Source organism: Paraburkholderia sp. J63, assembly GCF_905220245.1.
In the GTDB taxonomy this organism is placed as follows: domain Bacteria; phylum Pseudomonadota; class Gammaproteobacteria; order Burkholderiales; family Burkholderiaceae; genus Paraburkholderia.
Genome location: NZ_CAJMZF010000037.1, coordinates 44294 through 68563 on the forward strand (window position 1 = coordinate 44294; position 24270 = coordinate 68563).

Annotated in this window: 22 protein-coding genes, 1 pseudogene and 6 riboswitches; of the genes and pseudogenes, 14 read left to right on the forward strand and 9 right to left on the reverse strand. The window is 63.3% G+C overall.

The genetic code is table 11. The annotated features are described in order from the left end of the window. The first annotated feature begins 28 nt into the window (after positions 1 to 28). From nuoB to U5775_RS29600, 5 genes are all read left to right on the forward strand, one after another. On the forward strand, positions 29 to 847 hold the full coding sequence (gene nuoB, locus U5775_RS29580; protein WP_322061667.1) for an NADH-quinone oxidoreductase subunit NuoB: 819 nt from the start codon (positions 29 to 31) through the stop codon (positions 845 to 847). Then, complete coding sequence (locus U5775_RS29585) at positions 837 to 2831, forward strand: proton-conducting transporter membrane subunit (protein ID WP_322061668.1); 1995 nt, start codon at positions 837 to 839, stop codon at positions 2829 to 2831. The genes nuoB and U5775_RS29585 overlap by 11 nt, the downstream gene beginning before the upstream one ends. A gap of 110 nt (positions 2832 to 2941) precedes the next feature. Then, positions 2942 to 3012, forward strand: a riboswitch (Fluoride riboswitch). 77 nt (positions 3013 to 3089) lie between these two features. Next, complete coding sequence (locus tag U5775_RS29590; protein ID WP_322061669.1) at positions 3090 to 4406, forward strand: voltage-gated chloride channel family protein; 1317 nt, start codon at positions 3090 to 3092, stop codon at positions 4404 to 4406. A gap of 25 nt (positions 4407 to 4431) precedes the next feature. Next, positions 4432 to 4788, forward strand: coding sequence for a DUF190 domain-containing protein (locus tag U5775_RS29595; RefSeq protein WP_322061670.1), 357 nt, complete (start codon positions 4432 to 4434; stop codon positions 4786 to 4788). A gap of 48 nt (positions 4789 to 4836) precedes the next feature. Further along, entirely contained in the window at positions 4837 to 6036 is a 1200-nt protein-coding gene (locus tag U5775_RS29600; protein WP_322061671.1) for an MFS transporter, read from the forward strand. Between the two features lie 11 nt (positions 6037 to 6047). Here the strand turns inward: U5775_RS29600 and U5775_RS29605 are convergent, their stop codons facing one another. Next, complete coding sequence (locus U5775_RS29605) at positions 6048 to 7259, reverse strand: hypothetical protein (protein WP_322061672.1); 1212 nt, start codon at positions 7257 to 7259, stop codon at positions 6048 to 6050. Between the two features lie 138 nt (positions 7260 to 7397). Further along, positions 7398 to 7470, reverse strand: a riboswitch (Fluoride riboswitch). Between the two features lie 112 nt (positions 7471 to 7582). Then, a riboswitch (Fluoride riboswitch) is annotated at positions 7583 to 7644 on the forward strand. 270 nt (positions 7645 to 7914) lie between these two features. Between U5775_RS29605 and U5775_RS29610 the strand changes: the two genes are divergently transcribed. Beyond that, entirely contained in the window at positions 7915 to 9588 is a 1674-nt protein-coding gene (locus tag U5775_RS29610) for a dynamin family protein (protein ID WP_322061673.1), read from the forward strand. Positions 9589 to 9632: 44 nt separating this feature from the next. Here the strand turns inward: U5775_RS29610 and crcB are convergent, their stop codons facing one another. Next, positions 9633 to 10025 carry a fluoride efflux transporter CrcB gene (crcB, locus tag U5775_RS29615; protein ID WP_322061674.1) on the reverse strand — a complete coding sequence of 131 codons (393 nt, stop codon included), beginning with the start codon at positions 10023 to 10025 and terminating at the stop codon, positions 9633 to 9635. Positions 10026 to 10087: 62 nt separating this feature from the next. Further along, a riboswitch (Fluoride riboswitch) is annotated at positions 10088 to 10151 on the reverse strand. 114 nt (positions 10152 to 10265) lie between these two features. Continuing rightward, positions 10266 to 10330: riboswitch (Fluoride riboswitch) on the forward strand. Between the two features lie 303 nt (positions 10331 to 10633). On the opposite strand from crcB, the gene U5775_RS29620 reads away from it, so the two are divergent. Next, a complete protein-coding gene (locus U5775_RS29620; protein WP_322061675.1) occupies positions 10634 to 10975 on the forward strand; it encodes a hypothetical protein in 342 nt (113 codons plus the stop codon). 86 nt (positions 10976 to 11061) lie between these two features. Next, positions 11062 to 11508 carry a universal stress protein gene (locus tag U5775_RS29625; RefSeq protein ID WP_322061676.1) on the forward strand — a complete coding sequence of 149 codons (447 nt, stop codon included), beginning with the start codon at positions 11062 to 11064 and terminating at the stop codon, positions 11506 to 11508. Positions 11509 to 11552: 44 nt separating this feature from the next. Here the strand turns inward: U5775_RS29625 and U5775_RS29630 are convergent, their stop codons facing one another. Beyond that, positions 11553 to 11981, reverse strand: coding sequence for a hypothetical protein (locus tag U5775_RS29630; protein ID WP_322061677.1), 429 nt, complete (start codon positions 11979 to 11981; stop codon positions 11553 to 11555). Positions 11982 to 12151: 170 nt separating this feature from the next. Next, a riboswitch (Fluoride riboswitch) is annotated at positions 12152 to 12212 on the reverse strand. Positions 12213 to 12276: 64 nt separating this feature from the next. On the opposite strand from U5775_RS29630, the gene U5775_RS29635 reads away from it, so the two are divergent. The 4 genes from U5775_RS29635 (at position 12277) to U5775_RS29650 (ending at position 15836) form a co-directional block, all read left to right on the forward strand. Then, positions 12277 to 12507: a hypothetical protein gene (locus U5775_RS29635; protein WP_322061678.1), complete on the forward strand. Its 231-nt coding sequence runs from the start codon at positions 12277 to 12279 to the stop codon at positions 12505 to 12507. Positions 12508 to 12641: 134 nt separating this feature from the next. Beyond that, complete coding sequence (locus U5775_RS29640; RefSeq protein ID WP_322061679.1) at positions 12642 to 13520, forward strand: hypothetical protein; 879 nt, start codon at positions 12642 to 12644, stop codon at positions 13518 to 13520. A 197-nt stretch (positions 13521 to 13717) separates the two neighbouring features. Next, complete coding sequence (locus U5775_RS29645) at positions 13718 to 14872, forward strand: GTP-binding protein (protein WP_322061680.1); 1155 nt, start codon at positions 13718 to 13720, stop codon at positions 14870 to 14872. Continuing rightward, complete coding sequence (locus tag U5775_RS29650; RefSeq protein ID WP_322061681.1) at positions 14775 to 15836, forward strand: GTP-binding protein; 1062 nt, start codon at positions 14775 to 14777, stop codon at positions 15834 to 15836. Before U5775_RS29645 ends, U5775_RS29650 begins: the two co-directional genes overlap by 98 nt. A 112-nt stretch (positions 15837 to 15948) precedes the next feature. On the opposite strand, the gene U5775_RS29655 is transcribed toward U5775_RS29650, so the two are convergent. The 5 genes from U5775_RS29655 to U5775_RS29675 form a co-directional block, all read right to left on the reverse strand. After that, entirely contained in the window at positions 15949 to 16434 is a 486-nt protein-coding gene (locus U5775_RS29655) for a Fur family transcriptional regulator (protein ID WP_322061682.1), read from the reverse strand. Positions 16435 to 16540: 106 nt separating this feature from the next. Beyond that, positions 16541 to 17272: a TonB family protein gene (locus U5775_RS29660; RefSeq protein WP_322061683.1), complete on the reverse strand. Its 732-nt coding sequence runs from the start codon at positions 17270 to 17272 to the stop codon at positions 16541 to 16543. A gap of 13 nt (positions 17273 to 17285) precedes the next feature. Further along, positions 17286 to 17690, reverse strand: coding sequence for a biopolymer transporter ExbD (locus U5775_RS29665; protein WP_322061684.1), 405 nt, complete (start codon positions 17688 to 17690; stop codon positions 17286 to 17288). Next, positions 17687 to 18322 (reverse strand): MotA/TolQ/ExbB proton channel family protein, encoded by a 636-nt coding sequence (locus tag U5775_RS29670; protein ID WP_322061685.1) that lies wholly within the window; start codon positions 18320 to 18322, stop codon positions 17687 to 17689. The genes U5775_RS29665 and U5775_RS29670 overlap by 4 nt, the downstream gene beginning before the upstream one ends. Positions 18323 to 18347: 25 nt before the next feature. After that, complete coding sequence (locus U5775_RS29675; RefSeq protein WP_322061686.1) at positions 18348 to 20699, reverse strand: TonB-dependent receptor; 2352 nt, start codon at positions 20697 to 20699, stop codon at positions 18348 to 18350. 721 nt (positions 20700 to 21420) lie between these two features. Between U5775_RS29675 and U5775_RS29680 the strand changes: the two genes are divergently transcribed. Continuing rightward, entirely contained in the window at positions 21421 to 22791 is a 1371-nt protein-coding gene (locus U5775_RS29680; protein WP_322061687.1) for an MFS transporter, read from the forward strand. A 74-nt stretch (positions 22792 to 22865) separates the two neighbouring features. After that, complete coding sequence (gene pstS, locus U5775_RS29685; RefSeq protein ID WP_322061688.1) at positions 22866 to 23936, forward strand: phosphate ABC transporter substrate-binding protein PstS; 1071 nt, start codon at positions 22866 to 22868, stop codon at positions 23934 to 23936. A gap of 66 nt (positions 23937 to 24002) precedes the next feature. Here pstS and U5775_RS29690 read toward each other — a convergent pair. Then, positions 24003 to 24197 (reverse strand): annotated as a pseudogene (locus U5775_RS29690) (helix-turn-helix domain-containing protein); the annotation flags it as partial. Between the last annotated feature and the right edge of the window lie 73 nt (positions 24198 to 24270).

A 24270-nucleotide genomic window follows, 5' to 3' on the forward strand; every position in this document is an offset into this window, starting at 1 on the left:
GGTACCGGCATTTCGAGGAACGTGCACCATGTCACTCTGGACCTGGTTTGGACTCAAGGAAGGCCGCGCGAGCACGGACTGGCCGCTAAAGCACGGCGAGGGCGGTGATGACGGGCAGCAGGGCGTGCTGGGCATGCCGCGCTATGACCCGTCGAAATGCCGGCCGCAATGCGATGCGTGTGCCGAGGCCTGCGTGACGCATGCCATCCGCCTCATGCCGGCGGAGCACGCGGCGACGGCACCGGAAGTCGACTGGGGACGCTGTATCGTGTGCCAGCGCTGCACGCAGGTGTGCCCGACCGGCGCGTTTACGGAATCGGAGGACTGGGCGCTCGGCGTGAGCGAACGGCTCGACCTCGAATGGGACGAGGTCGTGAGCGAGCGCATCGCCCGCAAGGGCGTGGAGCGCGGGCGTCGCGCCTTCAGCCGCAGCCTGCATATCCGGCACGTGGACGCGGGCTCGTGCAACGGCTGCGAGTCCGAGCTTCAAGCATTGAACAACCCGTTCTACAACCTGCACCGGCTGGGCATTTTCTTCACGCCGTCCCCGCGCTTCGCGGACGTGCTGCTGGTCACGGGGCCGGTCACGAAGGCGATGCACGGGCCACTGCTCGAGACCTGGAACGCGATGCCGGTGCCGCGCTGGGTCATTGCGACGGGGACCTGCGCGGTGTCGGGTGGCGTCTCGGGCGGTAACTACGCATGCGGCAACGGACTCGACGGCGTCGTGCCAGTCGACGTCTATCTGCCAGGTTGCCCGCCCAATCCCGCAGCGTTGATACACGCGCTGCTGATGCTCGTCGGGCGCGAGGAACAGCGCATGAGGGGAGGCCGGATTGAACGCTAACCTGTTGCTCGGCCTCGCGGTCGCGGTCTGGGTGCTGGCCGCCATCGTGTCGCCGCTCCGTGTGATGCATCGCATCGCGCGCGCACTGCTTGGCGCGGGCTGCGTGCTTGGCATGCTCGCCTGCCTCGTCGCGTTGCCGCTGGGCACGCCGCCGGCCGCATTGGGCATTGCGCTGGCCTCGCATCCCGTTTCATTCGCGATCGAACCGTCCGGCCTCTGGTTGCTCGGCTTCGGACTCGTGCCCGCGATCTTCGCCTGCTGGCTGGGCTCGCCGCTCGCGGGCCGCCCGGGACGCTGGTACGCGGGCGCGGCATTCAGCCTGCTCGGCGCGCTCGGCGTGGTCGGCCTCCAGGACGGCACGGCGCTGCTGGTCGCGTGGGAGCTCATGAGTCTCGGCGGCGCGCTCATGCTCGCGGGAGAACGTGCAGAGGAGAACGAAGCGAAGCCTGTGTTGCTGATGCTCGCGCTTCTCGAGGTGGGGGCGGTCGCACTGGTCTTCGCGGTCATCGTGCTCGACCATGCGGCGGGAGGAATCGGGTTTGCAAGCTTCGCTGCCGCCGCGACGACATCGAGCGATGTCGTGTCCTGGTTTGCGGGCATCGCGCTCCTGATCGGGTTCGGCGCGAAGCTCGGTCTGCTGCCGTTCTACGAATGGTTTCCGCGCGCCTATTCGAGCGGCAGCGGCGCAACGGGCGCGCTGTTCTCCGGCGTTGTGCTCAATGCCGCGTACTTCGCCTTGAGCCGCGCATGGAATAGCTGGCTCGATGTGGCCGTGCATCCCGATACGGCGTTCGGCCTCGGCGTGATCGCGATTGCGGTGGGCGTGATCAGCGCGATCCTGGCGGTGCTCTTTGCGTTCCAGCAGGACGACTGGCGCGCGCTGCTGAGCTACTCGTCGGCGGAGAACGCGTCGGTCGCCATCGTCATGCTGGGCGTGACGCAGCTTTTTCGCGCCGACCATCTCCCGGATCTGGCCGGCCTCGCCTGGACCGTGGCGCTGCTTCATCTGGCGGGGCACGCGCTCGCCAAGGGCGCGCTGTTCCTCACTGCCGATGGTGTTTTCCGAGCCGCGGGCAATTACGACATCGTCCAGCATGGGTGGCTCAAACGGAGTGGCTTTCTGCTCGGGCTCGGCGCCGTGTTTGCGGTGATGAGCCTCGCGTCGGTCCCGCCGCAGGCCGGTTTCGTCAGCGAATGGTATGTGTTCCAGTCCGTGTTTCAGGGTTTCCATCTCTCGTCGTTTGTCGGACGGCTGGTGCTGGTGCTCGCGGGTGCGGGGCTTGCGCTTGCCGCAGCCGTTGCGCTCGCAACTTTCGTGAAGGTCTTCGGGCTGGGATTGCTCGGCTTGCCCGATGTCGATGTCACGCCGCCGGTGCCCCGGGCCAACGCCATGGCGGTCGGCATCCTGGGCCTTTGCGTGCTCGCGGTCGCCGTTGGCGCGCCACTCTGGCTCAATGCGCTGGCGGCGGACGCCCAGGCGCTGTTCAACGCCAATAGTCCGCAGGCGATGGTGTCCGGCTGGTTGCTGGTTCCGCTGACCGACAAGTTCGCGTTCATCTCACCCTCGAAGCTCATTATCGTGATGCCGCTGCTCGCTATTCTGCCCATTGCGCTGCTTTGGCTGACGAAGCGTCGCGCCGTGCGGCGTGTGCCCGTGTGGTTCGGCGGCATGACGACGAACCCGCGCGACGCCATGACCACGGCGCTGACGTTTTCGAACGCGATGCGCACGTTCTACAGCTTCGTGTACCAGCCGACCATCAGCACCACGCGCGAGCACGAACAGCGCGAATACTTCATCAAGCGGCTGGTGTTTTCCGCGGGCGTGACGGATCTGTTCGAACGGCATCTGTTCGACCCCGCGGTACGGGTCGTGAACCATTGCGCGGAAAAGCTGCGCGCCCTGCAGTCGGGCAACCTGAATTTCTACCTCGCATTGATCGGAGGATTGCTGATCGCGATTCTGTTCCTCACGCTCCTGTAGCGCCGTCCCGCAAGCCATCCGGTGCCGCCCGTCCACGCACAATCGAGCGGGCTGTGCGTCGTTTTTGCGACACCCGGCTTGCAGGCGGATACATCGTCCCTTAAAATCGCCCGGCTTTCGGAGATGGCATGCCTCCCTTAACCGCCGCGTTCTTTTAGCGGCTGATGATGCCTACGAGTTCCTGGGTGAAGGAGGTCGTAGGTCGTCCGTGCGGTGCCGCCGTCGCCCAGGTTTGATGTCGCTTCAAACCTGGATAACATGAAAAACCTGAAGTCTCTCGAGCAGGTCGCGATGCTGCCGTATCTGGCGCGCTGGCTGCTCCTGTCCTGCATCCTCGGTGCGCTGGCCGGCACCGCATCCGCCGTCTTCCTCTACGCGCTCGATCGCGCGACCGATATCCGCCTCGACAATCCGTGGCTGCTATGGCTGTTGCCACTGGCGGGCTTTGCCATGGGCTGGGTCTATCACCGCGTGGGCAAATCGGTCGAAGGCGGCAACAATCTGCTGATCGACGAGATTCACGATCCGCAGAAGATCGTCCCCAAACGCATGGCGCCGCTCGTGTTGATCGCGACCGTGGTCACGCATCTCTTTGGCGGCTCCGCAGGCCGTGAAGGCACGGCGGTCCAGATGGGCGGGGCGCTCGCCGATCAGGTGACCGCGCTCTTCGGGCTCGATCGCGAGGAACGCCGGATCCTCCTCATGGGCGGCATTGCGGCGGGTTTCTCCTCGGTCTTCGGCACGCCGCTGGCCGGCGCGATCTTCGGGCTCGAAGTGCTGGCCATCGGCCGCCTGCGCTACGACGCGCTGCTTGCCTGCATCGCATCGTCGCTGGTGGCCGATCAGGTGTGCCGCGTCTGGGGCATTCACCACACCGTCTACAGCATGCCGGCCGTCCCTGCCGTGACGGCGCTGGGCGTGGGCTCGGTCATCGTGGCCGGCATTGCCTTTGGCATCGTTGGCATGCTGTTCGCCGATTCGACGCATGCCCTGTCCGCCTTCATCAAGCGCAAGATCCCTTACGCACCGGCGAGACCGCTCGTGGGCGGCGCGGTCGTGGCCGTGGCGGGCGTCGTCCTGAACGTCCCGCAGTATCTGGGTCTCGGTATCCCCACGATCGTTCAGGCATTCCACGGACCGCTGCCCGTCTACGACTTCGCGGGCAAGTTCGCCTTTACGGCCGTCACGCTCGCGTCGGGCTTCAAGGGCGGCGAGGTGACGCCGCTGTTCTACATCGGCGCGACGCTGGGCAACGCCCTGGGTCATGTGCTCGCGTTGCCGATTCCGGTACTCGCGGGTCTTGGCTTCGTTGCCGTGTTCGCCGGCGCCGCGAACACGCCGATCGCGTCCACCATCATGGCCATCGAGCTGTTCGGCTCGGACATTGCGGTCTATGCGGCGCTCGCCTGTGTCGTGGCCTATCTTTTTTCCGGACATACGGGCATCTATCGCGCCCAGCGCGTCGGCCACGCCAAGCATCCGCTGCTGCCGGCGGGAATGCGGCTTTCCGACATTCCGGCGCTCCGGCGTGCGCGTCGCGCCGCAACTGCTGCAGCTTCGCCGACTCAGTCGTGACTCCAACATCCGTTTCCTGAACATCATGTCCAAACTGATTTCGCTTCGTCTGTATTTCCATCATTCCGAGCGCGCCCATGCGCATCAATCGAAGCGCTTCTGGCAGCGCCTCACGCGGCCGAGTCTCGCCCGCCATTTGCTCAGTCATGCGAAGCTTGCCGGTATCGAGCAGGCCGTGCTGCACCGCGTGCATGCGGGTTATCTGAACGGAGACCGGCTTCACCACGAACACGTCGAGGCCGCGCATCATCGCTTCCCGCATTGCATCGAACTGATCGACCTGGAGACCAAGGTGAGGGCATTCTGGGGCACGCATGGCAAGGGCCTTCAGAACGTGCGCGCCGTGTTTCTTCCCTGTGAGGGCGCGGTAGTCGAGCGGTGATCCGCCGTTTGGCCAGTCGCTGCATTCCCCGTTGCTTGCGGAGGCGTCATGAAGGATACCGGTGGAGGTCTCGCGGCGAGACGCGCGATGCGCTTCGTACTTCTTGTCGGTGTCCTGAGCTTTTTCGCGGACTTCACCTATGAAGGCGCGCGCAGCGTCCTGGGTCCGTGGCTGGCCACCATGGGCGCGTCCGCGACGATCATCGGGATCGTGGTCGGCTTGGGCGAACTGCTCGGTTATGGCTTGCGGGTGGTGTCGGGGAGACTGGCCGATGCCTCGCGCCAGTTCTGGCCGATCACGATCGTCGGCTACGTCGTGCAGATGAGCGCTGTCCCGCTTCTTGCGCTCGTCCATAGCTGGCAGCTCGCAGCCGTCCTGATCGTGCTGGAGCGTACGGGCAAGGCCATTCGCAATCCGCCGCGGGACGTGATGCTCGCCAGCGCGGCAAAGCGCATCGGCGGATATGGCTGGGCCTTCGGGATTCACGAGGCATTCGACCAGTTCGGCGCCATGGTGGGGCCGCTCGTCGTCGCTGGCGTCATTGCAGTGCACGGAAACTACCGTCTCGCGTTTGCCCTGCTGGCCATTCCCGCCTTCATCAATCTGTGCTTCGTCGCGCTGGCGCGCATTGCGTTTCCGCGCCCCCAGGACCTCGAAGAACGAGAGGCGGAGGAAGCAGTCGTCGGTCGTTATCCCGTCGACTACTGGGTCTACCTTGCAGGGGCGGGCCTGGTCGCGGCAGGCTTCGCGGATTACCCGCTGATCGCCTATCACTGGTCGATCCATCGCGTGATCCCGGCCGACTGGGTGCCCTTGCTTTATGCCGTCGCGATGGCGGTCAGTGGCGGCGCCTCGCTCGTCCTCGGACGGCTGTTCGACCGCTACGGCTTTCGCATCCTGATCGCGCTGACCGCCGTTGCAGCGGCTTTCGCGCCGCTCGTGTTTCTTGCCGGGCGCACTGAATATGCGGTTCTGGGCGCCGCGCTCTGGGGCATGGGCATGGGGGTTCACGAATCCATCATTCCCGCGGCCGTGGCGCCCATGGTCAGCCGGTCGAGACGGGCCTCCGCGTTCGGCATGTTCACGGCCGTCTATGGGGTTTGCTGGTTTGCAGGTAGCGCGTTGATCGGCTGGATTTATGACCGGTCGATCGTGGGGGCGGTCGTCTTCTGTGTTATCGCACAGGTGCTGGCGCTGCCGGTATTCGCATGGGTTAGCCGTCGGCGCGCGGCACCGCGGAATCGATGATTTACTACCGGTCAGGATGTCCCGGGAGTGCGCTGCAGGGTATTGCGTAGCGCAGCGCTCAACCGGCGCTCGATATCCGGGTCCGATGCGTAGATCAGGGCTTCTGCGAAGTGCTTGAGGCACGTTCCTGATGTGGCCAGCAGCGCGTCATCGTCATGCTTCGCGCGGGACACCTGACGAATCAATTGGGCAATGGCTCTGCGGGCTGCAATTTCTTCTGCGTCACAGGCGGGGCACGCTTCGCGCTGGAATGCCCCCGGTGCGGGCACCGCGCTGTTCGGCTGGGCCGCGCGGCCAACCGCGTTGAACCATCGGAGTTTGCTGCGTCGATGTCTTTTCGGGGCTTCATCGGCACGCTGAGCGGTGGGGGCTGGGCGACCGGGCAACGCGGCCTCGATATAGCGCCGAAGCGCCGCGCGCTGGAGGTCTCTATTTGTCTGCGCAAGGCAAAGCAGCAGATGATTGCGACAGGTCGGAAGCGTGATCCAGCCAGGCTGTTCGAGACGCACGTTTTCCGCGGCGGCCATCAGCCATTGGCTGCGCGCGTTGCGGATCGCCTCGCAGATCGGGCACGCACAAAGCGCATCCGCGAGAGGCATGCGGTCGTGCGCCAGCGGGTAAAGCACCCTGCATACGGCAGCGACGCCATCATCGAAGCGGATGGCCGCCGGCGTATCGAGCACCTCGAACGCCGTGTGCGCAATGTTGCGCAACTGACGCACGAGACGTCCGCGCAAGGGCGGTTCCGTGCGCCGGACAAGCAGTTGGGTGTGGACGAAACACAGTGGCGGAAGTGGGGCGCGTTTGCCATCGCTTTCAAGGCCGTGTAGCACACGGGCCACGGCGCGTCCCTCGCTGCGATGAAAATATGCGCAAGCGGGGCAGCGCCCACGCGCATTGAACAGGATGTCCTGGAGCAGTTCGTCCTGTAAGGTCGCGCGCTCGAGCAATGAGCCGAGATGGCGGCCCGCTTCGCGAATAGTCGCCTCCAGCGCCGGAGGCGTCTTGTTGCCGGGCGATGCGATCACGGCAGCGTGATCTGGACAGAATCCCATGCTCGTTGCAATGGTCTGCGCGATTGCCGTTCGCGCCCGCGCATCACGCATCAGGTATCCGAAGTACCTTCCGTCTGCACCAGCAAGCTGCGCGCAGATAACGCAGTCTGCGTCGTTGGCGGCATGGGTCTGGTCCATCGAATCGACATCGCACGCGCCAGTGGCCATGAAACGGTCGTTGCACGAAACGGCATGGTCAGACAGCGGGGATTGCGCAGAGGGCATGGCAGTCACGTTCCGGTTCTGCTTGCGTGACCTGGGATGGCGCTTTGGCTCGTTGTGGTCGATAACCTACGGCACCCCCAGGGGTTCGTAGGCATCATTAGCCGCGAAGGGAAGACGCAGCGGTTGGAAGGAGAATGCCATCTCCTTCCGGACAGTCTATCGCAGATCGAAACGGTTCCGCAACGTGGGGAAACGACGCGCGGCGGCTTTCTCGCGGGTCCATGCAAACACATTGCGACACGCATAAAGCAGCGATAAAATTGATGAACACTGGTGGAGATGGCATTCTCCCTGACCGCCCGCCTGGGCTGATGATGCCTGCCGGCCTGCTCGAAGGCGGCACTGGCGCGACCACCAGTTCCCTTTCGGCCAGATTGTGCTCATCGCACGTGGCCGTACCTCCGGTGCCCAGATTCAGCCGCTCATGCGGGCCCTGGTCACTGCCAGATACCTGCCTCCCTGCTGTTCCAGTCGCTTCATTGCGATGGTTGCGTATATCGCTGCCGACTCGTAGCCCCGAATCGACAGGATCGCGCAGACATTGCATCAGATCTGAAAGGTTAGATACCCTTATCAATGAGGAACGGAGAGAATCCCGATGAACCTGCGCGAATACGAAAACGCAAAGTTCGAACTCGCCAGCAAGCTGCGCTCCTTGCAGGAGGCCGCAAAGGACAAGGGCGAGCTAACCGGCGAGAGGATTCGCGACCTGTTTGTGCGCCTCGCGGAAGACCGCTTCAATCTCGCGGTGGTCGGCCGCTTTGGGCGCGGCAAGAGTTCGCTGATGAATGCACTGATTGGCGTGGAGCGCTTGCCGACCGGCATCCTGCCGCTTACGTCGGTCATCACGACCGTCGTCTATGGCAGCACGGAGAAAGTCATCATCCACTATGAAGGGCGACATCTGGCGACAGAGATTGCGCTCGACGCACTTCCCGAATTCATCACGCAACGCGCCAACCCCGGCAATGTACGCGGTGTGAGAACCGCGGAGGTACAGTTGCCCGCCGAACTGCTGCGGCGAGGATTCCATTTCATCGATACGCCGGGTCTGGGTTCAGCGATCACCGAGAACACGCGCACGACCGAGTCCTTCCTTCCGGAGGCCGATGCGATGCTGATCGTCACCAGCTACGACAGCCCGCTGTCCGAAGAAGAGTTTGCCGTGCTGCGCCTTGCCGCCCGCCACGATCGCCACGTATTCATGGTGCTGAACAAGCAGGACACGGTCACACAGGCGCAGCGTGAAGAAGGGCTCGCGTACGTGAACGAGCAATTGCAGCGCGTGCTCGGGCCACGTGCGTTGCCGCCATTTTCCGTCTCTGCGCGTGATGGCCTGGCCGCGAAGTTTCGAGGCGATCCCGAAGCGCTGCGGGAAAGCGGGGTAGCCGGGCTTGAGGAGGCGTTGGTCGGCTTTCTCGTCGACGGCAAGCGGCGTGCATTTCTGGCGAGCTTTTGCGAGCGGATCCTCGACGTTACGCGGCTGGATCCTTCAGATGCGAAATTTGCCTCGGTGGCGCTGGATATTCAGGAGTCCATCCATCGTATTGAAGCGGACAGCGGTACTGTGCGTAGTCCTCGTCCGCGTCTTCCCAGTTCAGACGTCGATCTTGGCTCGCTGCATGACCTCCAGCCCTGCGAAATCTGCGAGCGCGTCCAGTTGGTCAGCTTCGACTTTCTGTGTCGCTACCAGTATGAATTGAGTGTGAGTGCGCAGTCGCAGGACCAGCATGCACAAGCAAGAGGGCTCTGTGCCACGCATACGCGACAACTCGCGGCGCTTGCGGCACCACGCGGCGTCGCGATTGGCTACCCTGCGCTGCTCGGGGCGCTGTCCGCAACGTTGGAGCGCGCGGCGCGGGCCGCATCCGCAGGCATCCAGGACGTGCTCGATCGCAAGGACGTTCTGCCCGACGCGCACGAGTGTGCGCTGTGTCGACTGTGCATGACGACCCTGCAGACTGCGATTAGGGAGATTGCGGATCGTCTGGCGCAGGACGCCACGCGTGGTGTCGATTCATTGTCCGGCATCTGCATGCTGCACCTTCCGGCACTGGTTGCGGGGCTGCATGACGCGGGGCTGATAGAGCGAGTGCTCGCGCGCGAAGCAGCGATACTGTCCAGGCTGGCGGATGATCTGAGGCGCTATGCGACGAAACACGACGCCATACGCAGGCAGCTTGCCAGTGCCGAAGAAACCGAGGCCGCGGAAAGAACGCTCAAGCTGATCGCCGGGCTAGTCAACGTGCACGTGCCGTGGACAGACGAATGAGCGGGGAGGTCACCGGGCGATTAGCGAATTCGACGGTTGCGCCGTCATGCTGTCGCCATATGCGAAACCGCGCTGACTGTCGCGAACCCCAGTATCGTCATGACGATCGAGGCCGAGAGATGAATGGCGACTTCGCCGGCAGCCCAGCCAAATCGGCCCTGCTGGAGATCGCCCACGACTTCAGCGGAAAACGTCGAAAAGGTGGAGAGGCCGCCCATCAGTCCTGTCGTCACAAACAGGCGCCACTCTGGCGGAATCTGGGGTAAGCGCGCAAAAAACGCAATGGCTACGCCAATGATGTAGCCAGCAATGGCATTTGCTGCAAGCGTGCCGAGAGGGAGATCGGGATAGAGTCCGTTTAGACGCACCCCAAGAAACCAGCGGAACAGCGAACCAAGTGCTCCACCAATGGCAACTGCCAGAACCGATTGAAACATGTCCGATGCCCCAGACTTGGATTTGACCTGGACGAAGACCCATAGAGGGCATTCGTCTCGCGGGTTTTGTAGGCATCATCGGCTCGTTGTGAGCGGTTAAAGGAGAATGCCATCTCCTTGGGCGATTCTAGCATGGCGCAATGCAGCGTCAAGCCGGGCGCCTTCGCTGGCGGGCGCTCCGCCAGGGTCCGGCGGCGAGGCTTAAACGAATCTGGTTAGGTTAAAAATCGCGTGCTAGACTCAGAGCGCGGAGATGGCATTCTCCCTTAACTGCCGACTCACCGGCTGATAATGCCTACTGTGTGTGGTGCGAGATGCACTTGACCCGACACGTCTACAGTAGGCTCACCATGAGAAAAACTCTCTTTCACTGCATTGATCGGCTGTTCCGGTCTGCAGCACTTCGTCCATTACCCCGCAATGCCGTGTTCGGGCCGTACCCGGCCCGATGCGTGATTCCCGCTTTCGTATCGAGCGGGCGGGAGACGTCGCATTACGCTAAGCAAAACTAACGTCGCCCCTGCGGGTTCAAGCGGTTTGACAAAAATAACTGCGGCTGACACGAGCACCGGCTCGTGGCTGATGATTGATGGAGAGGGAAACCGGCAATGCAGATCAATCCGGATAAAGGTCCATGCGGGGGTGTATTCGTGCTCAATGCCCAAGGCCACGATGGCGGCACTGGACGTGAGAGCGGCGCCGATATGAGGATGCCGCCAGGGCATGCGGCTTCCGGGACAAACGGCGCAGCGCCCGGTAAGGACACAGCGTTTTGGGAGGCCGCCTTGCGCGCGCTCGGTCACGTGAGCATCTTTGCGTTTGCGACCGGCGACTTCATGGTGATCGGTCCGGGGGGCATGCGCGTCCGTGGAAATTCACTCACCACCGCGCTGCGGGAAACGTTGCGTTGCCTCGGATTTGAGGTCGATGGCGGAGACAAGCCTGGCTGATTTCAGCGAAGGCGTGGGGCAATGGCGCGCCCTGTATTGCAACGCCCTGTATTGCAAGGCAACTCGTTGCGTGGCGGGAGGTAATCATGCATGACATTCTCGCGGGTTACGATGGATCGACTTCGGCGCAGGAAGCCGTCTTGTTCGCGAAGGAACTCGCCGACAAGGAAGGAGCCCGATTGCATATTCTCACGGTCGCCCGTCCACCCGACTGGGGCAAGCTCTCGTATGAGAGGCCGGAGTGGCTCGAGGCGGAAAAACGTCATTGCCACGACCTGATCACGGAACTCAAGGGCAAGCTCGGGTTATCCGGATCGGCTGTTCAATATGAAACGGTTGTCGGGCATCCCGCCAAGGAACTCGTCCTGTACGCCGAGCAGCATGATATTGACCATCTGGTCGTCGGACACCGCGGACACACTGCGTTTGATCGCTGGCTGCTCGGGTCCGTTGCCAGGCAGGTAATCGCCTATGCGCCGTGCTCCGTCACGATCGTGCGCAATCGCGACGATGGCCCGAGGGGACATCGCTGAAGCCGGGCGGTGCACGACAATGGCAGCGATGTGCGCCTTGCGGGTCAATGACGGATCTGGCTCAGCGTATGCAGGACACGCCCCAGATCCTCGATGGTATCCACCGCAATCGCCGCCGTGAAGCGCGGCCCGACGGCGGACGCCCAGAACCCCTTGATGTTCACGCCATTATCCGCGAGGCGCCGGATGAGGAGTGCGCTCAAGCTGCGTCGCTCGGGACCCTCTAATCTGACCAGGTACAAACGACGTCCCAGGTCGAAGCCCGCCTCGCACGCGGCAACCTTTGCACGATCGGCAGTGCCAGGTGCAATGAGGACGCTGCCGTGCGTCGAGTCCAGCGTGTCGAACCGTGCCAGTACCAGCGCCAGATCTGCCCCGGCGCTGCAGAGCGCCTCGAGTTTGTCGGCCAGCACCGAGGGCTGGACGCCAATCTCCGCGCGCCAGGCGTCGAGCGTTTCAACGGAGAATTCCATGTCCATCTCCCACGCGTGCGGTCGTGCGCAGAGAAGGCGGGTAACACGCAGTCCGTGTCGAATCGAGGAGCATCGGCGGCTGCACGGCCATCCCGAACGAACAGGCCTCACGCGATCCTTTCTGGAAATTCGCAGCGAAGCGAATGGCTTCACGAGCGTACCAGACGTACCGGTGAGCAGGCATCATCAGCCCGGGCAGGCGATTGGGAGAATGCCATCTCCCTACGTCTGAGTGTAGTGCCGCAGTCGCGCAATGGCAACGCGATGACTTATTGGACAAGGGAGTGAACGGCAGATGGGCGAAATGCACCAACGTATCTACCGTGGCCTTGTTATTGTGATCGAACTCACGCATCAATTGTCGGGGGCCGTCGCTGCACACGCGCAAACACGGGTTCTGGCGACGGGAGAGACTGGTCCTCAATACAGTGCCTTGCTTGAATCGAGCACCGACGCACTCTTAACGGTTTGCGCTGAAATTGAGGACGCGATTGATGACTGGCTTGCTCTGCGGGAAAAGGAGTGAGCAAGGGAAGCGGATGATGCTGCGCCCGGCTTGATGAAACGATGAGGACGGCGTGATGGGACTGGTGCTGAATCTGCTTTCAGGAATGGGCACGCCGCGGCGCCACTAAAGGTTGCCTGGCGAGGAGGGGATGCATGAGCTCCAGCACTGAAAATCTCTCGGAGGCACGACGGGAAAAATTGCACCGGGAAGTCGGAGAGGCGCGTGCGAAGGCGCACGAGTACCTGTGCGGCCGGCAATCGCGCTCTGGCGGGTTCTGCTTTTACCGCTCCCAGCACACCGATCACCCCAATATCGAGGATACGGGATGCGCAGTCAGGTCGTTCGTACTGCTGGGTTTACCGATTCCTGATGCAGAACATGTCAAAGCGTTTCTTGCCAGCCTTGGAACGCCCTCCCAGCCGCGGTTCCTGTTTCATCTGGTCACGGCATTTCATGCCCTGGAGGTCGAATCGCTGCCCGATACCGTCGCCAGGTCAGTCAGCCGACTCGGGTTCGCGGCCGTACCGGACCGGCAGTTTCAACAAACGGGCTGGCTGGAACGCACGCGCTGTCTGGCGCATCTCAAGGTGATGCTCGACGACCGCAGCGACGTGTCCGCGATCGCGAAATATATGAGAACGCTGGCCGTTGCGGGAGGTTTTGGCGCGACACCCAATATTTGGGACACGTGGCTGGCGTTGGATATCCTGCGACTCGCTGAAGATATTTCGATACCGGATGATACGGCGAGGTTTGTCGATAGTTTGCAATGCAAACCATCCGGTTTCACGCTGAGCCCCGAGACGCGGATGTCGAGGCTTGATCCGGTCTTTTCTGGCGTGCAGTGCTGTCAGTTGCTCGATCTGCCGATCAGGTATCCACTCGAGAGCCTCGAGTTCGTGCTTGCGTGCCAGGTGGGGAGCGGAGGATTTGCTGCCTCGCCTGGCGCGCTTCCCGATCTGGCGTTAACGGAGAGAGCGCTCTGGACAATCGGGCGACTCTGCAATGCGTTGTGGCCAGAACGCGAATAAACGCCTCCCCTTTATCCCCGTACCCGGCATCGGCAAGCACAATGCCTGATGCAATGCCGGATTACGATGGCGAACCGCGCAACCCGACCGGCCCACTCGGGAACCGAGTATTCCCACGCGTCTCAAATTAACGCAACAAAGTTGCATTAACTGGTATATTGCAACTATGTTGCGATACAGGCGGTGGGCGGGTCCCCATGAACGAAGCGGTAAGGGCTGATAGATGGGATATTCACGGTACACAAGGAGCACTTCATGGATGCACGACTGCCGGCGCGCTCGTGCGCGATGGCGGCGCGCAGCTTTCGCGCACCGACGAAAAGCTCGTCGAGATGAGCAACGGCTGTATCTGCTGCACGCTGCGCGAAGACCTGCTGCTGGAAGTCAACTGTCTTGCGAAGGAAGGGCGCTTCGACCATCTGGTGATCGAATCGACGGGCATCTCGGAGCCGTTGCCCGTCGCGGAGACATTCACGTTTGCCGACGAGAGCGGCCAGAGCCTTTCGGACGTCGCGCGGCTCGACACGATGGTCACGGTCGTCGATGCGTTCAATTTCCTGCGCGACTACGGCTCGCAGGACAGCCTGCAGTCGCGCGGCGAATCGCTCGGCGAGGAGGACAGGCGCACGGTCGTCGACCTGCTGATCGACCAGATCGAGTTCTGCGACGTGATCCTCCTGAACAAGGTCGACCTGATCGACGAGGCCGGCCGCGAGCGCCTGATGGCGATCCTGCACAGCCTCAATCCGCGGGCGCGGATCGAGATTTCCGAGTTCGGCCGTGTGCCGCTCGACCGCGTGCTGGACACGCAACTGTTCGACTTTGAGGAGGCATCGAAGGCGCCTGGCTGGCTTAAGGAACTGCGCGGCGAACATACGCCGGAGACCGAGGAGTACGGCATCCGCAGCTTCGTGTGGCGGGCGCGCCGTCCGATGCATCCGAAGCGCTTCTCGGATCTCGTGAACAGCGAATGGCCGGGCGTGGTGCGCTCGAAGGGCTTCTTCTGGCTGGCGAGCCGTCCGCCCCATACGGGGTCCTGGTCGCAGGCCGGCGCCGTGTGCCGGTACGGGATGGCGGGCCTCTGGTGGGCAGCGGTGCCGAAATCGCGCTGGCCGACCGATGCGGAATCGCTCGAATTCATCGACCGTCACTGGGACCCGAATGTCGGCGACGCGCGTCAGGAACTGGTGCTGATCGGCCTCGACATGGACGAGCAGGCCATGCGCCGGCGCCTCGACGCGTGCCTGCTCACCGATGCGGAAATGGCGGAAGGTCCGCAGGCATGGACCCGCTACGACGATCCGTTCCCCGCGTGGGGCGGCCGGGTGCCCGAGGAAGAAGGCGCGGCATGAGCCCAAGGCTCGGCGCAGCGGCACGCCGTTCGCAGCGTGGCGGGCAAGGCCCGTCCCGGCGCGGGCGTGGCTCGCGCGCCGGGCAGAAGGCGCAACTGCCGGATACGGGCGGTTCGCGCGCGAGGGCGAGCGGCAGTTCAGCCGCGTGGTGATCGAGACGACGGGGCTCGCGGACCCCGCGCCCATCGTGCAGACGCTGGCGACGCACCGCGACCTGCGCGATCGCTACCGGCTCGACGGGCTGGTGACGACGATCGACGCGCGCAACGGCGATGCGACGCTCGACGAACACGTCGAGGCGGTCAAGCAGGCCGCGATGGCCGACAGGCTGCTGCTGACGAAGACGGATCTCGTGGATGCCGGGGCGCGGGAGCGGCTCGCCGGCCGGCTGCATGCGATCAACCCGGCCGCGGAGCTCATCCGCGTCAGTCATGGCGATCTGGCGGCGAGCCGGATACTGGATCTGGGCCTTTTCACGGCGGACGGCAAGATTGCAGACGTGGAACGGTGGCTTTCCGAGGAGCCGTATCGTTCCGATGACCACGGCCATCGTCATGGCCACGGACACGATCATCACGATGGTCATACCCACGCGCACCACGGGCACGAACACGACGTCAATCGCCACGACGACCAGATTCGCGCGTTCTGCTTCACGGTCGACGAGCCCATCCCCGAGAAGGTGCTGACCGACTGGCTCGACGTGCTGCTGTCGCTGATGGGCCCTTCGATGCTGCGGATCAAGGGGATCCTGAACGTGCAGGGCGAAGACAGGCCGATCGTCATCCACGGCGTGCAGCACGTGTTCCACCCGCCGGTGCCGCTCGATGCGTGGCCGGGCGAGGACCGGCGCTCGCGCATCGTCTTCATCACGCGCGCCGTCGAACGCGCAACGGTCGAGGAAACGTTTCGGCTGTTCAGCGAGGTGGGCGCCATCCGTGCGCAGGAGGTCCGGTCCGGATGACGCTGCCTGCCATCACGCTCTACAACACACTGACTTAATGCAACTCTATTGCATTAATGGGCTGATATCCGCCGCAGTGCCGCAGAGGGCCGTTGTCCCAAGCCCGTGGGGCTTATACGCCGTGGCTCGAACAGTCCCGGCAGGTGCCGTGAATGGTGACAGCGGAATTCGTGCTGTGCACGCCGCGGCGACTCAGCTTGCGCTCGATGCGCGCCAGCACGCCGGCCAGTTCCGGATCCTCGGGGAGTGCGGAGATGCTGTGGCACTGATCGCACTCGAAATAGCCGCTCGCGCCCTGATGCTGCACGAGCGCATGGCGCCAGGCGCGGTCCGATCCCTGGATGCGGGTGAGCAGCCCGGCAGCGGTGAGCCGGTCGAGAATCCGGTACAGCGTCACGCGGTCCACCTTTTCGCCGTTGCCAGCGGCTGCCAGATCGCGCGCGAGCTCGTCGTGTGACCGCGGCAGGTCGATCCGTTCGAGGCATTCGAGCACGGCAACGCTGAGCGCCGTCGAGCGCAGTCCCGCCTCCCGCAGCCGGGAGGGCCAGTCGGTAACAGGTTGCGGCGCGGACGGGCGGGCGGGGCGGCGGGTCGGCATGGATAACGGTAACGGGTGCGGGCTGATAAGGAAATCATACCTCTTCCCGGTTGCGGCAGTGCAGGCGAGGACTGATGGGCGCCGGCGGTGCTTCGGGTTTGCCCAATCACCCCACATTGAAATGGACCCGGATGTCCTGTTCGCTTTCGACCGGATGGCCGTCTTTCAGGGCAGGAAAGAAGCGCCAGTTGCGCAGCGTCTCCAGCAGCAACTGGTTCAGTCGCGGATTCTGCGTCGGTCTCACGAGCGCGACATCGACCGAGCCGTCCGGGTGAATGGTGAAGCGGGCGAGGGCGACGGCCTGATATGCAAACTCGCGCAGATCATCGGGCAATACGGGCAAGGGCTGGAGGATCGGGTGAGCGCTCGCGTTGCCGGACGCGCCTGAGCTTGTGTCAGTCGACGGACCTGCCGAAGACGAAGATAAGGTATCCGAACTTTCCACAGCACTGGAACGGCTTTCCGTGGTGGCCGGCGGCGCGGCGACCGGCGACGGGGCCGGAGATTCGGAACGAGCCGGTAACGGAGAAGGAACCGGGGCCGTGGGCCGGGCCATCGGACGAACCACGTGGGTGGGCCGAACCGGTGCGGCGAGGTGGGGCACAGGTCGTGCCGCCGCGGGCAGCGCTGCAGGCGCCGGTTGCGCTGGCGGGGGAGGCGGAGGCGCGATTTCCACGAGGCGCGCGTCGAGCGTCAATGGGCGCACCGGTTCTGGGCTTTCCGATAACCCGTCCACGAAACAATCGATGAAGACGGACCACAGCGCGACCGCGAGAACGAGTCCCGTGATCGCCCGCGTGCCGTGCGCATCGAACAGTCTTACCAGGCGCAAGCTCATGACGCGCGCGATGCTATGGATTGTCACGCTGGACCGCAATCAGGAAATGGCCGGCTCCGCCCTGGCGGGCCTGCAGCATGGCCTGCACGACCAGCCCGTTCGGCGCGCCGGCGTCTGCCGCAACCACCACGTTGCCATCGGAGGGCAGCAGCCGTTTGATGGCATCTGCAATCTCGTTCAGCTTCACGGTTTGACGGTTCACCTCGATCTGGCCGGTACGACTGATACTCAACGTCAGCGGCTGCTGTTCGGCAAGCGGCTGCGCAGCGCCTTGCGGCAGATCGAGCTTGACAGCGTCGAGCCGCTGCATCGCGAGCGACGCGAGCATGAAGGTCGCGAGCAGGAAGAACATCACGTCGATCATCGGAATGATCTCGATGCGGCCACGCTTCGACGCGCGGGAGCGGCGCAGCTTCATGACGTTTCTGCCTCGCGCTCCTGCTCTAGCCTCAGATCGCTGAGCCACGCGCTGGCGGTCGCTTCGAGCTCGTCCACCAGCCGGTCGATGCGCCGGGAAAAGTAGTTGAACGCGAACAGCGACACGAGGGCGATCACGAGACCGATGGCGGTGGCCACCAGCGCCTGCGCCACGCCGCCCGTGACGCCGCCCGGATTGACGAGGCCGCTGTTTCCGATCAGCCGGAACGCATGCATCATGCCGACAATCGTGCCGAGCAGGCCAAGGAGCGGTGCGGCCGTCACGATCGTCTCCAGCACCCATAGGCCTTTCGACATGTCGCGCTGGACCTCGAGTGCGATCGCACCGGCTCTCGCCTCGATCCACCAGGCGGGCTTCGTGCCGTTACGGATCAGGGGCTCGAGCAGCCTGCGCCGCGCGTGCTGCGCAGGCAGACGCAGGAGCATCGAGATATGATCAGGATTACCAGGCACATTGCTATCCGCGTCGGAGGGGGAGATGGCGGCAAACCGCCAGAACACCCAGGCGCGATCGAGAATGATGACGAGCGCGATCACGGCGAGCAGCGTCAGCGGATAGACGACCCAGCCGCCGACGCGTGCGGCCTGTACGATTCCCAGCCAGTCTTGCATGAAGGTATCCGGTTAGGGTTAGGCGTCAGAAGTATTTGGTGACGCCCGCATAAAACGCGCGATAGGGACCGTACTGCGGCGCGAACACGCCGATACCGGAACCGTCGCGCAGTTCGTAGGTCCGGCCGAAGGCATTGACCACCACGATGCGCCCGTCGACCTTGCCGATCATCGGGAGGTTGAAATGCTGGATGACCGCCAGATTGAACTGCGCATAGAGCGGCAGCTTGCCGGTGTTGGCGAAGCCATCGCGCAGGCCGCTGCCGACCGTGCCGTCCATCGTGAAGGTGGTCTGATGCCAGTTGTACGCGCCGCCAAAGGAGGCCGTCACGCGCTGGTCGTGATCGAGGAATACCCAGTGATCGCTGATGAAGGCCAGTTCGTCCGCGCCGAAATTGAACTGCGCGGAATTGACGTTCTTGCCCTGCGCGCGGCTATACGCGAGGTTCAGGTAGGCCGACACGTTTTCATGCTTGTAGTTGGCCGTGAATTCGACGCCATAGACCCGGCCGTACTGGTAGTTGAATGGCGTATAGATGAGCGCCGCACCAAACTGGCCCAGGTCGAGCAGGTTGTGCGCCTTCTTGTAATACGCATCGAGCCCCAGCGTGAGATCGGAGCCGACCTGCTGCGTCACGCCAAGATCGAAGTAATCGTCACGCTCGGGCTGCACAGGATCGTTCTGCGTGACCTCGCTCTGGTTCGTCGTGCCGCTGTAGCGGTTGATGGTCGAACTGGACACGAGCTCCATCGAAGGCGGCGTGAAATAGCGCGCGTAGCCCGCGTGGAACGTCGTCGTGGGCGTGAGCTTGAACACCGCGCCAATGCGCGGGCTCACCTGGTTCGCCTGCACGTACTGATCCATGCCGTCGTAGCGCAGACCGTAGTTGATGGTGAGCCGATCGTTGATCTTCCACTCGTCCTGAATGTACGCGCTGTAGAGATAGCCGGTCTTGCTGCTCGAGTCGGACAGCGTGAACGGCACGTCCGAGGTCTGGTTGCCGTCGGCATCGGCCGGGAAGACCGAGACGTTGTCCCGGAAGTCCGCATGCTCCTGCTGGAAGAACACGCCGGCCCGGATGGTGTGATGGTCGTTGAGCCGGTACGTGGTGTCGGCCTGCAGGCCATTGGCCGTATCGTTGTGGAAGTCCTGCGAGGCCACGCCGTTGAAGATCAGGTCGCCGACCGGGTCGGGATTGAACTGCGTGCGCGTGTAGCGCGTGAAAAGCGACACCTGATAGTCGAGCGCGCCGCCGTTGGTCCCCTGCAGGGCGACCACCGCAAAATTGTTCAGTTCCGACTGGGTTTCGTTCAGATTGGCGGAATCGAACGACGGCACGCCGGCGAGCGAGAAGTTCGGCGTGAGGCCCGGCGTGTTCGGGATCTCGAACTGGTTGGCGGCGGTCCCGAACATCACGCTCACCCGCGTGAGCGGGTTGATGATGTACGACATATAGCCGAACGCATTGCCCTGGCGCGTGTGGTCGTGGATCGGGTCCGGCGACGCGGTGGGCGCCTCGATCCCGAGGTTGTTCACGCCGAGCGAGCCGCTGAAGAAATAGCTGAAGTCGCCCTTGCTGCCGAAGACATCGGCGCTCGTCTGCAGGGTTCCGCGCTGGCCGCCGTACACGTCGATCGAGCCGCCGTTGCCGAGGTCGCCGGACTTGGTGCGGATATCGACGATGCCTGCCGTGCGGTAGCCATACTCGGCCGGCAGCGCGCCAGTCAGTAAGTTCACCTGATCGATGATGCGGGTGTCTAGCGACTGGCCGAAGCCGCTTATCGGCTCGGGAATCAGGATGCCGTTGATGCGGTACTGGAGGTCTGCGTGGTCGCCGCGCACATGCAACTGGCCATACGAATCGTCTGCGACGCCGGGCGCCTGTAGCAGCACCTGGTTTAGCGGCGTGTTCGCGCCCCGCGGCATCGTCTGGATATCGGCCTGCGTGATGCGGTAGATGCTGCTGCCCGTTTCGGGGAGCAGGCCGTTGCGGGCTTCATTGAGCCGCTTGGCGTTGACCTGGACATCGAGCGTGCTGTCCTTTTGCAGAACGACGGCCACGCGGGCCGGCGTAGTCGACGCCGCCATCGCGATCTGCGACGTGGCGGCAAACCCGGGCGCCGTCACGGCCACCGCATAGGTGCCGGGGGCGACGTGCTCAAGCGTGAAGTGGCCGCTCGAGTCGGTCGTGGTCTGCCCCGCGTCGGAGCCGCTTGCGTTCTTGAGTGCCACAGCGGCGTGCGCGACCGGCTTGCCGGCTGCGTCATTGACCGTTCCGTCGAGCGTGGCGTCGGTATCTGCAGCCCGCGCCTGTCCGGCTGCAGCGACGGCGAACGAAAGGAGCGCCGCATGGGCGATGAATGTGCGGTGGTTCATGATCCCCGAGCAAGAGGTTTGTTTTTGAAGACAGTTCCGACGGATAGCGAGGCGTAGCGGCCCACTCAAAATGTAATGATATAACGTTGCGTTTTAGGTGTGACGCATTATTCCACCTGGGATCAGGGATGTCTATCGAATCTATTTGTAATGTTTTGATGGGTAAATGAAGGATTTCCGGCAGGGAGGCGGGCGCCGGTGACGTCCTCGGCTGCGTCCCGCTCGTCGCCGGGTGGGAAGGTCACCGGCGGCGGGCGCACTATTTTGATGTACTAATTAATATGCAGCGCAGAGCGAATAAAGTCGCCGAAAAAATCGGATGGAGAAAGAAATTGGGAAAAACAATTTATGACCGACCGGCGCCGTTACCCGTTTGATTAATTTAATTCAGAAAATACGGCTATTTTCCGCATGTCATCGGAAATCTGAAAATCACCACGCCGCTGGCATCTTCAAAGAAAGTTTACTGAGAACTTACGATGGCTGACTGTCACAGGCACGACACGAATCCGTCTTTAAAATCGCAGCGCAGGTCTGGTTTTAAAGGCTACAGCGGCGACACGCAATCGCGAACCGACGCAACAAAATCTGGAAAGGGATTCCCAATATGAAACAAGCGGTAGCCGCGTCTTCTGTAGTCCGTGTCACCCGTAAATCGGTTCAGGATTATATCGACGAATGCCCGATCTGGCCGGACGGCACCCAACTGAGGTCCGCGCCGATGACGGCGATGCAATGGCGCATCTGGTCGCTCGCCGCGGCGGGCAAGTTCTTCGAAGGCTTCGTCGTGTTCATGACAGGGGTTGCGCTGCCGCTGATCTCGCACGAGTTCGGCATCAGCGCCGCGCAGGGCGGCCTCGTTAGCGCTGCGAGTCTGATAGGAATCTTGATCGGTGCGCTCGGCCTCGGTGGCATGTCCGACTACTTCGGCCGCAAGCGCATGTTCATCATCGAAATGATCCTGTTCTGCGTCTTCCTTGTGCTGCTGACCGTCTGCGGTAATTTCATATCGCTCGTGGCCTGCCTGTTCGGGCTCGGCGTTGCGCTCGGCTGCGATTATCCGACCGCGCACATGATCATCTCCGAGAGCATTCCGAGCGCGAGTCGAGGCAAGCTCGTGCTCGGCGCGTTCGGCTTTCAGGCGCTTGGCGCACTCGGCGGCACCGCAATCGGCTATCTCGTGCTGTCGATCATCCCGACGCTCAACGCATGGCGCTGGATGTACGCGACCGCAATCATTCCGGCGGTGATCGTCATGATCGGCCGCTTCTTCATTACCGAGAGCGCGAGCTGGCTGCACGTGCGCGGCGATGTCTCCGAAGCCGAGGAGGCCGCGCGGCGGTTGCTCGATCGCGAACCGCGCTACCCCAGCCGCATCGAACTGCATCGCGAAGCGGAGGAGGCGGAGAGCAACGGTGACTCCAGGGCGTTTCTCGCCCTGTTCGACAAGAAGAACCTGCGCGCGACGATTTTCTCTTCCGCGCCGTGGTTTCTGCAGGATCTCGGCACCTACGGGATCGGGATTTTCACGCCGACGATCCTCGCGATTGCACTCGGCAGCAAGCCCGATCACGTTCGCAGCATCAGTGACCTGATCCTGAACGACATCCTCGCCGCCAAGGGCGCCGCGCTGACCACGACGCTGCTGATCGTCGGGATTCTGTTCGCCGTGATGCTCGCGGACAGGGTCGGTCGAGTCAAGCTGCAGGTCTTCGGCTTCGTCGGCTGCGCGGCGGGACTCTTCGTCGCCGCGCTATCCGGCGGTTTCGACGGCAGTACGAAGACGTCGCTGATTTTCGCGGGCTTCATGCTGTTCAATTTCATGACGAACATCGGCCCGAATGCGCAGACCTATCTGCTCGCGGGCGAAGTCTTCCCGACCAGGATTCGCGGCGCGGGCGCGGGCTTCGCGGCGGCAATCGGCAAGGTCGGCGCGATCATGACCGCATTCCTTTTCCCGATCCTGCTCGCCACCATCGGTACCAGCACGCTCCTGTACTGCCTCGTCGTGACGTCGCTGCTCGGCGCGGTCGTCACGTGGATGTTCCGGATCGAAACGACGGGCGTGAATCTCGACCGGATCGGCAAATAGCCCGAGGTCATGCCATCACACATCGGCACCCATCCGGTGGGGCCGGTGCGCTTCGATACACAACTGAGGATACGATGAGCGCAGCACAACGCAACCAACCCGTAGCGCATGCGGCTACATGCATCGCCATGGTGCTCGCGATCGCGATGCCCACCGCGCACGCGCAACAGGTGACGCTAACCGAGACCGGCTCGACGCTCCTCGCGCCGCTTTTCTCGACCTGGAGCGACGCCTATGCGAAAACGCATCCGGGCGTGCGGATCACCGTCGGGGCGACCGGCTCCGAGGCCGGGATCGAGCAGGCGATTGCCGGCAAGGTCAACATCGGCGCATCGGACGCGTACATGTCTGACGCCGATGCCATGAAACATCCGCAGATCATCAACGTGCCGCTCGCGATCGCCGCGCAGACGATCAACTACAACGTGCCGGGGCTCAACGATACGCATCTGAAACTCGACGGCCCCACGCTCGCCGGCATCTACACCGGCACCATTCGCCAGTGGGACGCGCCGCCGATCGCCGCGCTGAATCCCGGCGTGCATCTGCCGCATCACGAGATCTTGCCGGTGCATCGCGGCGACGGCTCCGGCGATACGTTCGTGTTCACGCAGTTCCTGACGTTCTCGACGCCATCGTGGGAAAACGCGCCCGGTTACGGCACGACGATCGACTGGCCGGCCGTGTCCGGCGCGCTCGCCGCAACGGGCAACGCGGGAATGGTGAATACGCTGAAAACGACGCCGTACTCGGTCGGTTATATCGGTGTCAGCTATGCGAAGGACATCGCTTCAGCGAAGCTCGGCACCGCCGCGCTGAAGAACGGCGCGGGCGAATTCGTGTTGCCGACAAAGGCGACGATCACGGCCGGCGCGGCGTCGCTGGGCGTGCGCACGCCGCCCGACGAACGCCTGAGCCTCGTGTTCTCGCCGGCTGCCGGCACGTATCCGCTCGTGAACTACGAATACGCGGTCGTATCGACGCAGCAGCCGAACCCCGCGATTGCCGCCGAGATTCGCAAGCTCCTCAAGTGGTCGATCGTGCCATCGGACGAGAACGCAGCCTATCTCGAGGCCGTGCACTTCATTCCGCTGCCACCGCATACGTGGGAACTCAGCGTCACGCAGATCGAGTCGATTAAATAACCGTTTGAAGCCCCATGCGCGGTAGGGCACCTCTGTCTGCCGCTTCCGTTCGGGCAGTGCATTTCACCCACGCTTGCCCGACACCAGACCGGCGACGCCTGCGGCCCGGTAACGCAGCACCAGTCGCTCAATCTGGCGCACGCTCAGGCCCAGCCGTTCGGCCGCCTGGCCAGGCCTGAGCCGTGCCTCGGTCACGGCCTGGATGACCTTGAACCGGTCAACTTCGCGCATCGTCATCGTGATCATCCCAGTCGCGTTCATCGCCGGCGCTCCATGAGGATGTCCGGCGCTCAATCTACCCAGAACCCGACATTTCTATTTGGGACCTACACCT